13 protein-coding genes are annotated in these 14,393 nt (G+C 68.3%); 9 read left to right on the forward strand and 4 right to left on the reverse strand.

Annotation, left to right across the window (positions count from 1 at the left end; all coding sequences use genetic code 11):
• From U1T56_RS22505 to U1T56_RS22525, 5 genes are all read left to right on the forward strand, one after another.
• On the forward strand, positions 1-474 hold a 474-nt coding region (locus tag U1T56_RS22505), incomplete at its 5' end, for an ABC transporter permease (RefSeq protein ID WP_418161758.1).
• A gap of 53 nt (positions 475-527) precedes the next feature.
• The gene (locus U1T56_RS22510; RefSeq protein WP_418161759.1) at positions 528-1,538 is read left to right on the forward strand and encodes a sugar-binding protein; all 1,011 of its coding nucleotides are present in this window, start codon (positions 528-530) and stop codon (positions 1,536-1,538) included.
• A 73-nt stretch (positions 1,539-1,611) separates the two neighbouring features.
• Positions 1,612-2,508 (forward strand): aldose 1-epimerase, encoded by an 897-nt coding sequence (locus tag U1T56_RS22515; RefSeq protein WP_418161760.1) that lies wholly within the window; start codon positions 1,612-1,614, stop codon positions 2,506-2,508.
• Positions 2,509-2,646: 138 nt separating this feature from the next.
• Entirely contained in the window at positions 2,647-4,284 is a 1,638-nt protein-coding gene (locus U1T56_RS22520) for a hypothetical protein (RefSeq protein WP_418161761.1), read from the forward strand.
• Positions 4,285-4,392: 108 nt separating this feature from the next.
• Positions 4,393-6,084: a glycosyltransferase family 39 protein gene (locus tag U1T56_RS22525; protein ID WP_418161762.1), complete on the forward strand. Its 1,692-nt coding sequence runs from the start codon at positions 4,393-4,395 to the stop codon at positions 6,082-6,084.
• Positions 6,085-6,093: 9 nt separating this feature from the next.
• Here the strand turns inward: U1T56_RS22525 and U1T56_RS22530 are convergent, their stop codons facing one another.
• Positions 6,094-6,861 (reverse strand): SDR family NAD(P)-dependent oxidoreductase, encoded by a 768-nt coding sequence (locus U1T56_RS22530; RefSeq protein ID WP_418161763.1) that lies wholly within the window; start codon positions 6,859-6,861, stop codon positions 6,094-6,096.
• An 806-nt stretch (positions 6,862-7,667) separates the two neighbouring features.
• On the opposite strand from U1T56_RS22530, the gene U1T56_RS22535 reads away from it, so the two are divergent.
• Positions 7,668-9,599, forward strand: a complete 1,932-nt coding sequence (locus tag U1T56_RS22535) for a serine protein kinase (RefSeq protein WP_418161764.1) — start codon at positions 7,668-7,670, stop codon at positions 9,597-9,599.
• 42 nt (positions 9,600-9,641) lie between these two features.
• Entirely contained in the window at positions 9,642-10,844 is a 1,203-nt protein-coding gene (gene yhbH, locus U1T56_RS22540) for a sporulation protein YhbH (protein WP_418161765.1), read from the forward strand.
• Between the two features lie 16 nt (positions 10,845-10,860).
• Here the strand turns inward: yhbH and U1T56_RS22545 are convergent, their stop codons facing one another.
• A complete protein-coding gene (locus tag U1T56_RS22545; protein ID WP_418161766.1) occupies positions 10,861-11,304 on the reverse strand; it encodes a GNAT family N-acetyltransferase in 444 nt (147 codons plus the stop codon).
• 5 nt (positions 11,305-11,309) lie between these two features.
• Positions 11,310-12,323 (reverse strand): agmatine deiminase family protein, encoded by a 1,014-nt coding sequence (locus tag U1T56_RS22550; protein ID WP_418161767.1) that lies wholly within the window; start codon positions 12,321-12,323, stop codon positions 11,310-11,312.
• Between the two features lie 191 nt (positions 12,324-12,514).
• Between U1T56_RS22550 and U1T56_RS22555 the strand changes: the two genes are divergently transcribed.
• Positions 12,515-12,982: a RidA family protein gene (locus tag U1T56_RS22555; protein ID WP_418161768.1), complete on the forward strand. Its 468-nt coding sequence runs from the start codon at positions 12,515-12,517 to the stop codon at positions 12,980-12,982.
• Complete coding sequence (locus tag U1T56_RS22560; protein ID WP_418161769.1) at positions 12,979-14,127, forward strand: GNAT family N-acetyltransferase; 1,149 nt, start codon at positions 12,979-12,981, stop codon at positions 14,125-14,127. The genes U1T56_RS22555 and U1T56_RS22560 overlap by 4 nt, the downstream gene beginning before the upstream one ends.
• Here the strand turns inward: U1T56_RS22560 and U1T56_RS22565 are convergent.
• Positions 14,109-14,387: a hypothetical protein gene (locus tag U1T56_RS22565; RefSeq protein ID WP_418161770.1), complete on the reverse strand. Its 279-nt coding sequence runs from the start codon at positions 14,385-14,387 to the stop codon at positions 14,109-14,111. The two genes, U1T56_RS22560 and U1T56_RS22565, sit on opposite strands and share 19 nt — an antisense overlap.
• Positions 14,388-14,393: the final 6 nt, after the last annotated feature.

The following is a 14,393-nucleotide window of genomic DNA, read 5'->3' on the forward strand; positions in this document are numbered from 1 at the left end:
ATCCTGGGCATCGCCAACCCGGTCTGGATGCTCGTCCTGCTCACGGCGCTGTTCGGGCTGATCTTCAACTTCTCGCCCTGGGGCCGCCACCTCTACGCCATCGGCGGCAACGAGAACGCGGCGCGGCTCACCGGCGTGCCGGTCGACCGGATCAAGCTCCAGGCCTACCTCGTCTCCGGCCTCACGGCGGCGATCGCCGCGATCATGATCGTGGGCTGGCAGGGCTCGGCGATCAACGCGCTGGGCCAGGGCTACGAGCTGCGGGTGATCGCCTCGACCGTGATCGGCGGCGCCAATCTGATCGGCGGCGAGGGCGGGGCCTACGGCGCCTTCATCGGCGCCGCACTGATCGAGGTGATCCGCAACAGTCTCCTGATGGCCGGCGTCGATGCCAACTGGCAGGGCACGTTCGTCGGCGTGTTCATCGTTCTCGCGGTCCTGCTCGAGCGGGTCCGTGGCAGGCGGTCGGGCTGAGCGAGACGCGAACGGCCGCCACATCGTCAGGTGCATGAAGGGAGGTCAAGGGAATGAGGAAGCTGTTCTGGGGTGGCGCTGCCGTGGCGCTGCTCGTCGCCTGCGGCGGCGCGCCTTCGCTCCAGGCCAAGGAGTACACCTTCGCGCTGGTGCCGAAGAACATGAACAACCCGTTCTTCGACCAGGCGCGCGACGGCTGCATGAAAGCGGAGAAGGAGGCCGCCGGCAAGTTCAAGTGCCTCTACATCGGCCCCGGCGAGCACGGCGGCGGCGAGGAGCAGGTCCAGGTCGTCAACGACCTGATCGCCAAGAAGGTCGACGGCATCGCCGTCTCGCCCTCCAACGCGGCCGCGATGGGCAAGGCCCTCGAGAAGGCCAAGGCCGCCGGCATCCCGGTGCTGACCTGGGACTCGGATCTTCTCGACAAGGACAAGGGCCTGCGGATCGCCTATGTCGGCACCAAGAACTACGACATCGGCGTCAACCTCGCCAAGCTGGTGCAGCAGATCAAGCCGAACGGCGGCACCATTTGCATCCAGTCCGGCGGTGCGGCGGCCGCGAACCACAACGAGCGCATGCAGGGTATTCGCGACACGCTCTCGGGCAAGAAGAGCGACAAGGCGCCGGGCGAGCGGCTCACCGGCCAGAACGGCTGGACCGAGGTGGACGGCTGCCCGCTCTACACCGACGACGACTTCCCGCGCGCGGTGCAGCAGATGGAGGACATTCTCGGCAAGTACCCCAAGCTCGACGCCTTCGTGCCGACCGGCGGCTTCCCGCAGTTCATCCCGCAGGCCTACGCCAAGGTGGCCGAGAAGCACAAGGCGCGGATCGAGGACAAGTCGCTGGCGCTGGTGGTGGCCGACACGCTGCCCGTGCAGATGGATCTCATGAAGAAGGGCCTGTCTCTGGGCCAGGTCGGCCAGCGGCCGTTCGAGATGGGCTACAAGAGCATGAACTTCCTCTACGAGATCGTGCACGACAAGAAGATGCCGGCCGATCCGACCTATACCGGCCTCGACGTCTGCACGCCCGAGACCGCCGACACCTGCATCGGCGGCTGAGCGCCCGCTTTTCAGCTTCTTCGCCCGACGCCTCCGGGGTCGCCCCGGAGGCGTCTTCTTTGGAGGACGACCGGTGGCGCCACGGACCTTGCGCGCTGGCGCGCTCGAGCTCGTGATCGACGCCGAGCGGGGCGGCTCGATCATGCGCTTGCGCGACGAAGACTTCGACCTGATGCGCGCCTGGGACGGGGTGACGGACAGCCCCCTCGCCTATGCCTGCTTCCCCCTCGTCCCGTTCTCCGGGCTCGTGGACCATGCCCGCTTCACCTTCGCCGGGCGCTGCCACGAGCTCGAGCCGGACCCGGCGCACCGCCCGCATGCGATCCACGGCGACGGCTGGACCTCGCCCTGGCGCCTCGTCGCGGCAGGCGCCGACCGTGCCGTGATCGAGCTCGTCCGGGATCGGCCGGGCTCCGCCTTCCGCTACCGTGCCGAGCAGCGCTTCGCCCTCCTCGCGGGCCGGCTCGAGGTCGGGCTTTCGGTCACCAACCGGGCGGAAGCGCCGATGCCGTTCGGGCTGGGTCTTCATCCCTGGTTCGACCGGCGGCCCGGCACCCTGCTCTCGGCCGAGGTCGGCGGCGTGTGGCAGCCCGATGCCGACAACCTGCCGCGCCGGCGCGAGCCCGTGCCGGTCCCCTGGGGCTTCCGCCTGCGCCGCCCCGTGGCCGAGCTCGCGCTCGATCACGAGTTCGAGGGCTGGAGCGGCACGGCCCGGATCGACTGGCCCGATGCCGGCCGCGCGCTCGAGATCGAGGCCAGCGGCCTCTTCCGCCACCTCGTCGTCTACGTGCCGCCCGCGGCTTCGTTCTTCTGCATCGAGCCCGTGAGCCACGTCGCCGACGGCTTCAACCTGATGGCTGCCGGATTTCCGGACACGGGCGTGCGGATCCTGGCCCCCGGCGAGACCATGAGCGGTCTGATCCGCTTCGTGCCCCTGCGCAAAAGCTGGAATCCGCTACTCATCGGATGAATCACGCGCGCAGTTTCTATCGTTGAGCGCAATCTTCCCTTCGCTTCGGATACCGGGTATGTCGTTCAACCAGAAGTAACATCCCGGATCGTCGAGCTCGAGAGGCCCGTCACCGCCGGGGTGAGAAGGGTCCAGGAAATGCCTCATCATCGTGCCGGAGCGGTCCGGCGCGGCGGGTCGGTGCTCGCCGTGATGCTCCTCCTCGCGACCGGAGCCTCGGCCGGGGAGACGAGCACTCCCGATCTCGCATCCTCCGCCTCGCCCGAGAGTGTCACCGTCGATCTGCGCCGGCTACCCGTTCCGTCCACCGTCCGGCCGGACACACCGCCGGTCGAGATCCTGCGCCGTATCGGGCCGAAAAGTGCTGCCACGGCGCCGGCGCAGCCGGCTTCATCGCCTCCGTCGGAGGCTGCCGCGTCCGGCCGGCTGCCGCTGGGTCCTTCGGCCTTGCGGGCCGGCGTGCAGGTCGACGGGTTCTCCTATACCGGTGTCACCCCGGCCGATCCGGTGAGCGCGGTGGGCCGGAACCACGTCGTGCACGCCGTCAATGCCCGGCACGGAGCGCTGATCGCCGTCCACGACAAGAAAGGCCGCCGTCTGGCCGGGCCTTTCCTGCTGTCGGAGCTGTTCCCGGACCGCTCGGCGGCCTGCGCCACCGCGACGATCGGCGACCCGGTGGTCGCCTACGATGGGCTCGCCGACCGCTGGGTGCTGAGCGAGGCCGCCGAACGCCGGCCCGGTGGCGCCTTGTGCATCTATGTCTCGCGGACGGGCGACCCGATCACGGGCGGGTGGCACGCTTACGCGTTCGCGATGCCGGAATTCCCGGACTTCGCGAAGCTCGCGGTCTGGCCCTCGGCCTACGTCGTGACCACGAACGAGGCGGCGCCCACCGTTTACGCTCTCGACCGGGCGCGGATGCTGCAGGGAAAGACCGCCGGCCTGCAGCGCTTCACCGTGCCCCGGCTGAGCGGCTTCTCGTTCCAGACCCTCACCCCGGCAGGCCTCTCCGGAACGACGGCGCCGCCCGTCGGCAGCCCGGCCTTTCTGATGCGCCAGCGCGACACCGAGGTGCTCGGCGGGGCTGACGCCCCCGGCAAGGATCTGCTCGAGCTCTGGGCGCTAGCACCGGACTTCTCGCGGCCGGCTCGGTCGAGCCTGCAGCCGCTCGCGCCGATTCCCGTGCCCGACTTCGACTCGGCGCTCTGCGGGCTCGAATCGTTCGCCTGCATCCCGCAGAAGGGCACGACGACGCGCCTCGACCCCTTGCGCGAGATGGTCATGTTCCCGCTGCACTATCGCCGCTTCGCCGATCACGAAGCGATCGTCGGCAGCTTTCAGGTCGATGCCGACGGCAAGGATCGTGCCGGCATCGCCTGGTTCGAGCTGCGCCGCGCCGGCACCGGCGGCTGGCGCCTGCACCAGAGCGGCATCCATGCCCCGGATGCGCTGAGCCGGTGGCTCGGCGCCATCGCCATCGATCGCATGGGCGGCATCGCCTTGGGCTTCAACGGCTCGGGCGCGACCGAGCTGCCGTCGATCAGGATCACCGGGCGGCTACCCGGCGATCCCCTCGGCCGGATGCGGGCCGAGCTCGTCCAGACGCGCAGCCTCTCCGCCCAGACCGGCAGCAGCCGCTGGGGCGATTATGCCGCCATGACGGTGGACCCGGCCGACGGCTGCACGTTCTGGCTCACGACGATCTACGTGGCCGCCGGCGGCAACTGGCGCACCCGGCTCGCGAGCTACCGCCTCTCCGCCTGCAAGGCCGCCTGACGGCAGGCCGGATACACGCGGTCGTGCCGTGCGCAGTCGGCTTGCTCCCGACATCCCGAAGAGCGAGGATCGTCCCGTTGCCGCTGGTCGCGCTTCGGGACGAAGACCATGGCGTTCGACATCGTCGGATCGGAACGGCACAGGCCGGACCGCTCGCCGAAGCACCCTGCCGTGCGGCAGGGCAAGGGTGCGCGACCGCCGCTCATCGAGCGGCGAGCCACCGAGGCGGCGGTCTACGACCGCCTGGCGCGGCTTCTCCTCCTTCTGGGGCTCGGCCTCGTCGTGCTCACCTTTCGTGACTACGGCGTCACCTGGGACGAGCCGGGCCTGCGCACCTACGGGCGGATGCTGGTCGACTGGTACGCATCCGGCTTCACCGACCAGCGTGCCTTCGAGTTCGCCAACCTGCGCTATTATGGTGGCGCCTTCGACATCGTCGCGACCCTGCTCGAGCCCGTGACACCGCTCGGGCCCTACCAGCTCCGCCATCTCCTGGGCGGACTGATCGGGCTTTTGGGCCTTGCCCTCACCTGGCGGCTCGCCCGCCGGCTGGGCGGGCCGCGGGCCGGGCTCCTGGCGCTCCTCCTGCTCGCCACGCTTCCCGGCTGGTGGGGGCACATGTTCTTCAACTCGAAGGATGTGCCGTTCGCGGTCGGGATGCTGGCCTCGGTGCTGGCCTGGGCACGTTGCCTCGAGGAATGGCCGCGGCCGCGCCTGCGCACCGCCCTCCTGCTCGGCCTCGCCGTCGGCCTCACCATGGGGATCAGGGTGGGCGGCGTGCTGCTCGGCGCCTATTTCGCCTTGCCGTTCCTGATCCTGACCGCCGTGGATGCGCGTCGGCTCGGGCCGGGAGCTGCGGCACGCCGGCTCGGCGGCGGCGTGGTCCGGCTCCTGCCGGCCGTGCCGGTGACGCTGCTCGTCCTCCTGCCGGCCTGGCCCTGGGTGATGCTGGACTGGCGCAACTTCTTCGCCGCGCTCGCCTATCTCGGTCACTTTCCCTATGGCGCCGACACCATCTTCGCCGGACGGCTCTATCCCGCCGAGGCCCTGCCGGCCCTCTACTGGCCGACCCTTCTCGTCCTGCAGCTCAGCGAGGTGGCGCTCGCCGGCCTGCTCGCGGCCTTCCTCCTGCTGCCGGCGGCGGCACGGGAGCAGGGGGGGCGCCGCCCTCTCGTGCTGCTCCTGATCGCGATCGCCGGCCTGTTTCCGCTGCTCTATGCCGTCCTGGCGCGGCCCACGGGCTACAACAACATCCGCCACTTCATCTTCGTCCTGCCGCCGCTCCTGGTGCTGGCAGCGCTCGGCCTCGACCGGGTCACGAGCCTCCTGCCGCACGGCCGGCGCCGACTCGCGGGTGCAGCCATAGCAGCGGGCCTTCTCCTGCCCGTGGCGCGGATCGTCCAGCTCCACCCTTACGAGTACGTCTACTTCAACGACCTGTCGGGCGGGGTGAAGGCGGCCGAAGGACGGTTCGAGCTCGACTACTGGGGCACCTCGTTCGGCGAGCTCGGCCGTCTGGTCGAGGCGAAGCTGCCGCACCTCTACGACCGGCTCGGTCTCCTGCCGGTCCCGGCCCGGATCTGCGGCCCGTTCGAGACCGCGCAGGAGGTGTTGCCGCCGAGCCTGCTCCCGGTCTACCACACCTCGCCGGGGAGGCTCGCCATCGCCGAGGCGATGTTCTTCTGCATCGAGCCGCCGCCGGAGCGGGAGATCGCCCGCGTCGAGCGGCTGGACGTCGTGCTCAGCCGTGCGTTCGTGGTGCGCGACGGCGAGGTGTTCACCCGCTTCAGGACCCCCTGACGGACGGCCTCACACCCAGCCGCCGTCGACGATGTAGCTCTGGTTGGTCATGGCGCTGCTGTCGTCGGCGGCGAGAAACAGCACGACCCGTGCGATGTCGTCGGGGTAGAGTTTGCGCTTCAGGCACTGGCGCGCCATCAGCTCCTTCTCACCCTCCGGCGTCAGCCATAGCTGCTGCTGGCGCTCGGTCATGATCCAGCCGGGCGCGATCGAGGTGACCCGGATGTTGTCCGGCCCCCAGTCGCGGGCGAGGCTGCGGGTGAGGCCCAGAACGGCCGACTTGGCGGCGGTGTAGGCCGCCATCCCGCCTTGGCCGATCATCCAGGAGGTCGAGCCCATGTTGATGATCGACCCGCCGCCCGCCTGCTTCATCATGGCGTGGACCGCCTGGGCAGCGAAGAACTGGTGCCTCAGATTCACGGCGAATCGCTCGTCCCAGTATTCCGGCGTCACGGTCTCGGCCGCGTGGCGGTCGTCGCGCGCGGCATTGTTGACGAGCACGGTGATCGGACCGTTGGCGTCGGCGGCCTCGCGGATCGCGGCGCGCAGGCGCTCGATGTCGCGCAGATCGCACGGGATGAACAAGGGCGCCGTCATCCCCTCGCCGGCGACCGCGTGCACCAGCGCCTCGCTGGCACTACGGTCGATGTCGACGAACGCCACCTTGCTGCCCTGCTCGCAGAACCGGCGCACGATCTGGGCGCCGATGCCCGACCCGCCGCCGGTGACGAACACGGATCGCCCTTTGAGGCTCGGATAGATCGCCCAACCCGTCATGCTGTTCCTCCCTGACGTCGTGCCCGAAGCGGCATACCCGTCCGCCAGCACCTCGACAAGCGGGCAGACACCATCCGGGTCGCCCCACCGGTCACGATGGTCGGGAAAGCTGCGGACACCGGGAACTTGTCGGAACTCTCCACGCAGAGGGCCGTTTTCTTGCCGGATGGCCAGAAAGAAGAGCGGGCAGGCCGCCTTGCCCGATCGGCCTGGGTGCGGAAGAGAACGGTGACGCCGCCTCGGCCCGGTCGCCTGGACGTTGCAGGACTCGTTCGGACGATGGATTCGTGTGTGGTCGATAAATTTTAGCGATTTTTTTATGGTAATTCTTATGTCGCACGTGCGCCGCCGTACAGCGCACGGCAGGTTACCGGAATGTTGACCATGCCGTGAATCCGAGCAATCGCTTATTGACGGCTTATCCAACTTTTCTAGACTACAGCAAGGCATGAAGGGGATGAGCATGCGCCGGTCGCGGAGCTCCAAGCGGCCGCCCCGGTGTGTGCTGTTGGGCAACGAGGATATCGGCATTCGCTGCTCCTGCCTGTTTTCCCTCTATCGGGGCTGTGCGCGAACCTTGGTTTGTGGCTTCAGCCTCATGAACCTTCGTTCACCCCTCGACGTTCTTTCTTGTAACAAATGGTTGGATCCGGGACAGGTGCCGCAGGCCGAAGGCGGCGCAGGCCCTCGGGTCGGATTTGTTCCTCGAGGTTAACGGCGAATTAGTAGGTCGCGCCGAAGATGCGGTAGTCCAAGGCCAAGGGAAGTGCTGCTGACGTCCACGCTAGCCAGCGAGGTTTGTGCGCATGCCGGGTGACCCGATCGATTTTGCCTCCATCATCGAGCAGGACCGCACGGAGCGGCAGAAGCTCGAATGGCAGGGGACGTTCCTGCAGTATCTCGATCTCGTGAAGGAGCGGCCGCAGCTCGCCGACCTCGCCCACAAGCGCATGTACGACATGCTGGTGGCGCCGGGCTTCACCGAGATCGACGTCGAAGCCGACCCGCGCGCCAAGCGCGTGTTCGGCGACGAGTCGGTGAAGATCTACAACTTCTTCAAGGACGAGTTCTTCGGAATGGAGCGCACGCTCGAGAAGATCGTGCGCTACTTCCACTCGGCGGCGATGGGCGGCGAGGAAGCGCGCCAGGTCCTCTACCTCATGGGCCCCGTGGGCTCGGGCAAGAGCTCGCTGGTCGAGCGCCTGAAGCGGGGCCTCGAGGAGCTCGACCCGATCTACGTGATCGAGGGCTGCCCGATCTTCGAGCAGCCCCTGCACCTGATCCCCCGGCACCTGCGCAAGGCCTTCGAGGACATGCTGGGCGTCAGGATCGAGGGCGACCTGTGCCCGGTCTGCCGCTGGCGTCTCATCAACGAGCACGCCGGCAAGTACGAGAACGTGCCCGTCCGTACCATGAGCTTCAGCAAGCGGGCGCGGCGCGGTATCGGCGTGGTGCCGCCGGTCGACCCCAACAACCAGGACACCTCGGTCCTGATCGGCTCGGAGGACATCAGCAAGCTCGACCGCTACAGCGAGGGGGATCCGCGCGTGCTCGAGCTCAACGGCGCCTTCAACGTCGGCAACCGCGGCATGGTGGAGTTCATCGAGGTCTTCAAGAACGAGACCGAGTATCTCCACACCATGATCACCGCGACCCAGGAGAAGTTCGTCCCCGCCCCCGGGCGCCACGGCACGGTCTACGTCGACACCTGCATCATCGCGCACAGCAACGAGGCGGAGTGGCAGAAGTTCAAGGCCGACCACACCAACGAGGCGATCCTGGATCGCATCGTCGTGGTGAAGGTGCCCTACAACCTCCGCCTGTCGGAGGAGGTGAAGATCTACAGGAAGTTCCTCGAGCGCTCGAAGTTCAACGCCAGGATCGCCCCGCACACGCTCGAGGTCGCCTCCATGTTCGCCGTGCTCTCGCGCCTCGAGCCCACGCCGAAGTGCGATCTCATGACCAAGCTCAAGATCTACAATGGCGAGGAGGTGCTCGAGAAGGGCCGGCCCAAGAAGCTCACCGTGCACGAGCTGCGCGAGGATGCCAAGCGCGAGGGCCTGTTCGGCATCAGCACGCGCTTCATCATGAAGGCGCTCGATACGGCGCTCACCCGGAACAACGGCTCGATCCACCCGATCAACGTCCGTGAGGCCCTGATCGGGATGGTCAAGGAAGCCGACATCGCCGAGGACACGAAGAAGCAGTATCTCGAGTTCCTGCAGGACACGCTGCACAAGGTCTATCTCGAGATGCTCGAGAAGGACATCACCAAGGCGTTCGTCTACAGCTTCCAGGGTCAGGCCGAGACGCTGTTCCACAACTATCTCGACCACGCCGAGGCCTACGTCACCAAGACCAAGGTGAAGGACCCGGTCACCCGCGACGAGATGCAGCCCGACGAGGCGTTCTTGAAGTCGATCGAGGAGCAGATCGCCATCATCGGCCCTGCCGCCGACGGTTTCCGCCAGGAGGTGATCGCCTATCTCTGGGCCGCGACGCGGCGCGGCGAGAAGGTCAGCTACGCGTCCTACGAGCCTCTGAAGGAAGCGATCGAGAAGAAGCTGATGAACTCGGTCCGCGACATCAGCCGAATCATCACCAAGGCACGCACCCGTGACGACGAGCAGCGTCAGAAGTACGATGCCATGGTGGAGAACCTGCTGGGGCAGGGCTATAATGAGGACAGCATCGACACGATCCTGAAGTATGCCGCCAACCACCTCTGGAAGGACTGAGGGGATGGCGGCCCGTCTCGGGGCCGCCCTTCCCGCCTGGGCATGAGCACGATCTTTCGACCCTATTCCGAGCAGGAGGCGCTGCGGTCGGACCGCAGCGCCGGGGACCGCAAGCGGCACCGGGAGAAGCTCCGGCGCTCGATCCGCGAGAACATCGCCGACGTGATCGCCGAGGAGAGCATCATCGGCCGCGACCGCGACCGCGTGATCAAGGTGCCGATCCGGGGCGTCAAGGAGTATCGGTTCATCTTCGGCGACAATGCCGGCGGGGTCGGCACGGGCGACGGCAGCACCGAGCCCGGCCAGGTCGTGGGCTCGGCGCGCGGACGCGGCGAGCGCGGCCAGGGTCCCGCCGGCAGCGACCCCGGCATGGACTATTACGAGACCGAGATCACGCTCGACGAACTGATCGACATCATGTTCGAGGACCTGGAGCTGCCGGACCTCGAGCGGAAGATCCTGAAGCAGGCCACTGCGGAGCGGGTAGCCAAGCGGCAGGGCTATCGCAAGGCCGGGATCCGCGTCCACCTCGACCGGCGGCGCACCGTGAAGGCCAAGCTGCGCCGCAAGATCGCCTCGGGCGTGCCGCTCTCGACGCTCGCGGAGGAGCCCGGCGAGGGCGAGGACGAGCGGCCGAAGTTTCCCTTCCGTAAGGAGGACCTGACCTACAAGCGTCTCGTCCTCGACGAGAAGGAGGAGAGCAACGCGGTCGTGATCTGCATCATGGACACCTCGGGGTCCATGGACCGGCTGAAGAAGTACCTCGCGCGCAGCTTCTTCTTCCTGCTCTACCAATTCCTGTGCACGAAGTACAAAGCGGTCGAGATCGTCTTCATCGCCCACCATACGCAGGCGAAGGAGGTGACCGAAGAGGAGTTCTTCCACAAAGGCGAGTCGGGCGGCACCTTGATCTCCTCGGGCTACAAGAAGGCGCTCGAGGTGATCCAGGCCCGCTACCACCCCGAGCACTGGAACATCTACGCCTTCCATTGCTCCGACGGCGACAATTTCGAATCCGACAACGAGGAGGCGATCAAGGCGGCGCGCGAGCTGTGCGAGATCTGCAATCTGTTCGGCTATGGCGAGATCAAGCCGATGGGCTCGCACTACTACGAGAGCTCGATGCTCGAGCGCTTCCGTCGCATCGACGCCGAGAACTTCCAGTCGGTGCTGATCGAGCGCCGCGAGGATATCTGGCCGTCGTTCAAGGCCTTCCTCTCCCGCGATCCGGCCGCGGTCGACTGATCGGCAGCGGCCGCTTTCAGCCGCCGCTACCCGCTGCGCCGGCGAGCCTCTTCACCAGAAAGTAACGCCGGTGGCCGTTCGGAAAACCGGTGAGCTCGCCGAACAGCTCGAAGCCGTGCCGCTCGTAGAACGGCCGGGCCTGAAAGTCGTAGGTATCGAGCCACGCCGAATGGCAGCCGCGGGCCACGGCTTCCGCCTCGGCGGCCGCGAGCAGCCGCGAGCCCAGCCCCTGTCTCCGCCAGCCCGCGTCGAGCCAGAACAGGTCCACGAACAGGAAGCCGCGCCCCGTCTCGCCGATCAGGCCGCCGACGAGATCACCCTCGCGGCGGGCGAGCACGGCGAGCTGCCGGAAGTCGGGCCGTCCGAGGAACGGCTCGTTGAACGCGACGAGGCCGCGCAGGAGGGTCTCGACATCGGCTGGTGCCGGCGCCTCGGTGACCTCGAGGACGGGCGCCGTCATGGCGCTCAGGTCACGGGCTGCGGGAGGGTGACGGCGTGGAGGCCGATACCGGCCTCGGCGAGCTCGAGCGCGTCGATCTGGACGATCTCGCGCTCCGGCCAGACCTGGGCGAGCATGCGGCAGGCAGCGCCGTCGGTCGCATCGCCGAAGCCGGGCACGATCACGGCACCGTTGACGAGGCAGCAGTCGAGATGCGAGGCCACGAGGCGGCGGCCGTCGCGGCCCTTCTGCGGTCTAGGCTGCGCCAGCGTGATCACCTCGAGCTGCCGCGATCGCGCGTCGGTGGCGGCCCGCAGCACGTCCAGGTTCTCGGCCAGCCGGTCGAAGTTGGCATCGCTTCGGTCGTCCGTCGCGAGCGCCAGCACCGTGCCGGGCCTCGCGAAGCGGACGACGCTCGCGAGCTGCCCGCCGGCCTCGGCATCGGCGAGACCGTGCGGAATCCAGATCACGCGCTCGACGCCCAGCATCTGCTGCAGCGCGCGCTCGGCTTCCTCACGGGTCAGGCCGGGATTGCGCCGGGGATCCAGCACCACGGCAGCGCCGGCGAGGCAGGTCCCCTCGCCGTCGACCGCCACCGCACCGCCTTCGAGCACGATGGGCCCATCGTAGCAGCGCGCTCCGACATGCTCGAGCAGCCGCCGCGCCAGCTGCGCGTCCTGACCGTGGTCGGGATGGAGCTCGCCCCAGCCGTTGAACTTCCAGGCCACACCGGCGAGAGCGCCTCTGCCGTCGGTCAGAAAGCTCGGGCCGACGTCCCGGATCCGGCCATCGTCCTGCGGCATGGGCCGCACGGTGATGCCCGGCCCGCACTGCAGCGAGGCCGTGGCGACGAGCTCGGGCCGGGCGATCACGGTCACCGGCTCGAAGCGGACAATCGCCTGCGCCACCTCCGCATAGATCCGGCGCAGCCCTTCCAGCCCGACGCCCGCCGCCGCACGACACGGCCAAGCCATCCAGCAGCGTGCGTGGGGCGCCCACTCGGGCGTTGCCGCGAAGCCGTCGTCGCGCGGTGTGCTCAAGGGCCGTTCCTCGTGTCGTGGAGCCGGTTGCGGGCGATGGGCCACGTCGCCCGGTAGCATCAGGGTGCGCGAATCGACAGCCCGAGGCAACCTGTCATCGCCGCATGGCGTGGGCGGCAACGGTGCTGGTCCTTCGTCGATCCCTGCCCTATCTTCGCCCCATCCAGGAGAAGCAGCGGGAGAAGCCCATCATGGCCACGTCGATCGCCGAACGTCTCGCCGAGCTCGGGATCGAACTGCCGACCCCTCCGGCGGCGGCGGCCAACTACGTGCCGGTGCGCCGGAGCGAGAACCTGCTCGTGGTCTCGGGCCAGCTACCGATGGAGGGCGGGCAGGTCCGCTACAAGGGCAAGCTCGGCGGCGGCGTCAGCCTCGAGGAAGGACAGGCCGCGGCCCGGCTCTGCGCCATCAACATCCTGGCCCAGGTCAAGGCACATTGCGGCGGCGACCTCGATCGGATCGTTTCCTGCGTGCGGCTCGGCGGTTTCGTCGCCTGCACGCCCGACTTCACCGACCACCCGAAGGTGGTGAACGGCGCTTCCGACCTCATGGTCGAGGTCCTGGGCGAGGCCGGCCGGCACGCCCGTGCCGCCGTCGGCGTGCCGAGCCTGCCGTTCGATGCGTCGGTCGAGGTCGAAGCCATGTTCGAGCTGCGGTGAAGCCATCCTGCGAGCGCACGCTGCAGGCGCGGACCGTCCGCAGCATCGGCGAGATCGCGGCCGACGACTGGGACCGGCTGGTTCCGCCCGACAATCCGTTCCTGTCGCATGCCTTCCTGCGCATCCTCGAGGCGAGCAACTCCGCCAGCGCCAGGACCGGCTGGCAGCCCTGCCATCTCGTCGTCGAGGACGAGGGCGGGCTCGTGGCCGCGGCCCCGCTCTATGCCAAGAGCCATTCCTACGGCGAGTACGTGTTCGACCATGGCTGGGCCGAGGGTTATCGCCGCGCCGGCGGGCGCTACTACCCGAAGCTGCAGGTGGCCGTGCCGTTCACGCCGGTGCCGGGTCCTCGCCTCCTCGCCCGCGACGACGCTGCGCGCATCGTCCTCGTCCGGAGCCTCGCGGCGCTCACCGACCAGCTCGGCCTGTCCTCGCTGCACGTCACGTTCTGCACCGAGAAGGATGCCGCCAGCTTGCGCGAGGCCGGCTTCCTCGAGCGTCGCGGCATCCAGTTCCACTGGCACAACGATGGCTATGGCAGCTTCGAAGACTGGCTCGGGCGCCTCAGGAGCGCCAAGCGCAAGATGGTCAGGAAGGAGCGCGAGCAGGTATGCGCCGCGGGGATCACGATCGAGACGCATCACGGCGCCGATCTCGACCCGGCACTGCTCGATGCCTTCTACCCGTTCTATCGCGCCACGGTCGACAAACGCTGGGGCAACGCCTATCTCACCCGCGACTTCTTCCGCCGCTTGGGCACGGAGCTCAAGGAGCGCGTGGTGCTGGTCGTGGCCCGGCACCGGGGCAGGATGGTGGCGGGCGCTCTCAACCTGATCGGCCAGGAGACCCTCTACGGGCGGCAGTGGGGCTGCCTCGAGGAATTCGCCTTCCTCCATTTCGAGGCCTGCTACTACCAGGCGATCGCGTTCGCGATCCGCCACGGCCTCTCCCGCGTCGAGGCGGGTGCTCAGGGCATCCACAAGCTGCATCGCGGCTACGCCCCGGTCTGGACGCATAGCGCCCATTACCTCCCGGATCCGGCGTTCCGCGATGCGGTCGCCCGCTTCCTTGCCGCCGAGCGCCGTCAGCAGGAGCTGGAGATGGAGGAATACCGCTCCCTTCTCCCCTACCGCCACGCGCCCTGAAGCGAGCGATCGTCGGAGCACCGCCCGAGGGCCGTGCTCGCGGCAGCGACCCGATGCGCATGCGCCGCGGTCACGGGATGGAGACGATCCCAGAACGGCGCCCCGTCGCAGCAGGGAGCGCCGAGGCAGGGATCCACGATGTCGCGAAAACCGGCGGCCGGATCCGCAAGCGGACGGTCGGCCAGCTCGAGCACGTCGAGGCGCACGATCCCGCCCCCGCTGCGCCGCTCCGCCACCGCGGCGAGCGCACGGCCGAGCATCTCGTT

The sequence above is a fragment of the Benzoatithermus flavus genome, assembly GCF_037908215.1.
In the GTDB taxonomy this organism is placed as follows: domain Bacteria; phylum Pseudomonadota; class Alphaproteobacteria; order Geminicoccales; family Geminicoccaceae; genus Benzoatithermus; species Benzoatithermus flavus.

What these genes read in the sequence shown, in the direction of transcription:
- U1T56_RS22565 (WP_418161770.1), bottom strand. Translation starts at nt 14,387, where the DNA reads ATGCTCGGCCGTGCGCTCGCCGCGGTGGCGGAGCGGCGCAGCGGGGGC.
- U1T56_RS22530 (WP_418161763.1), bottom strand. Translation starts at nt 6,861, where the DNA reads ATGACGGGTTGGGCGATCTATCCGAGCCTCAAAGGGCGATCCGTGTTC.
- yhbH (WP_418161765.1), top strand. Translation starts at nt 9,642, where the DNA reads ATGAGCACGATCTTTCGACCCTATTCCGAGCAGGAGGCGCTGCGGTCG.
- U1T56_RS22520 (WP_418161761.1), top strand. Translation starts at nt 2,647, where the DNA reads ATGCCTCATCATCGTGCCGGAGCGGTCCGGCGCGGCGGGTCGGTGCTC.
- U1T56_RS22545 (WP_418161766.1), bottom strand. Translation starts at nt 11,304, where the DNA reads ATGACGGCGCCCGTCCTCGAGGTCACCGAGGCGCCGGCACCAGCCGAT.
- U1T56_RS22525 (WP_418161762.1), top strand. Translation starts at nt 4,393, where the DNA reads ATGGCGTTCGACATCGTCGGATCGGAACGGCACAGGCCGGACCGCTCG.
- U1T56_RS22555 (WP_418161768.1), top strand. Translation starts at nt 12,515, where the DNA reads ATGGCCACGTCGATCGCCGAACGTCTCGCCGAGCTCGGGATCGAACTG.
- U1T56_RS22510 (WP_418161759.1), top strand. Translation starts at nt 528, where the DNA reads ATGAGGAAGCTGTTCTGGGGTGGCGCTGCCGTGGCGCTGCTCGTCGCC.
- U1T56_RS22535 (WP_418161764.1), top strand. Translation starts at nt 7,668, where the DNA reads ATGCCGGGTGACCCGATCGATTTTGCCTCCATCATCGAGCAGGACCGC.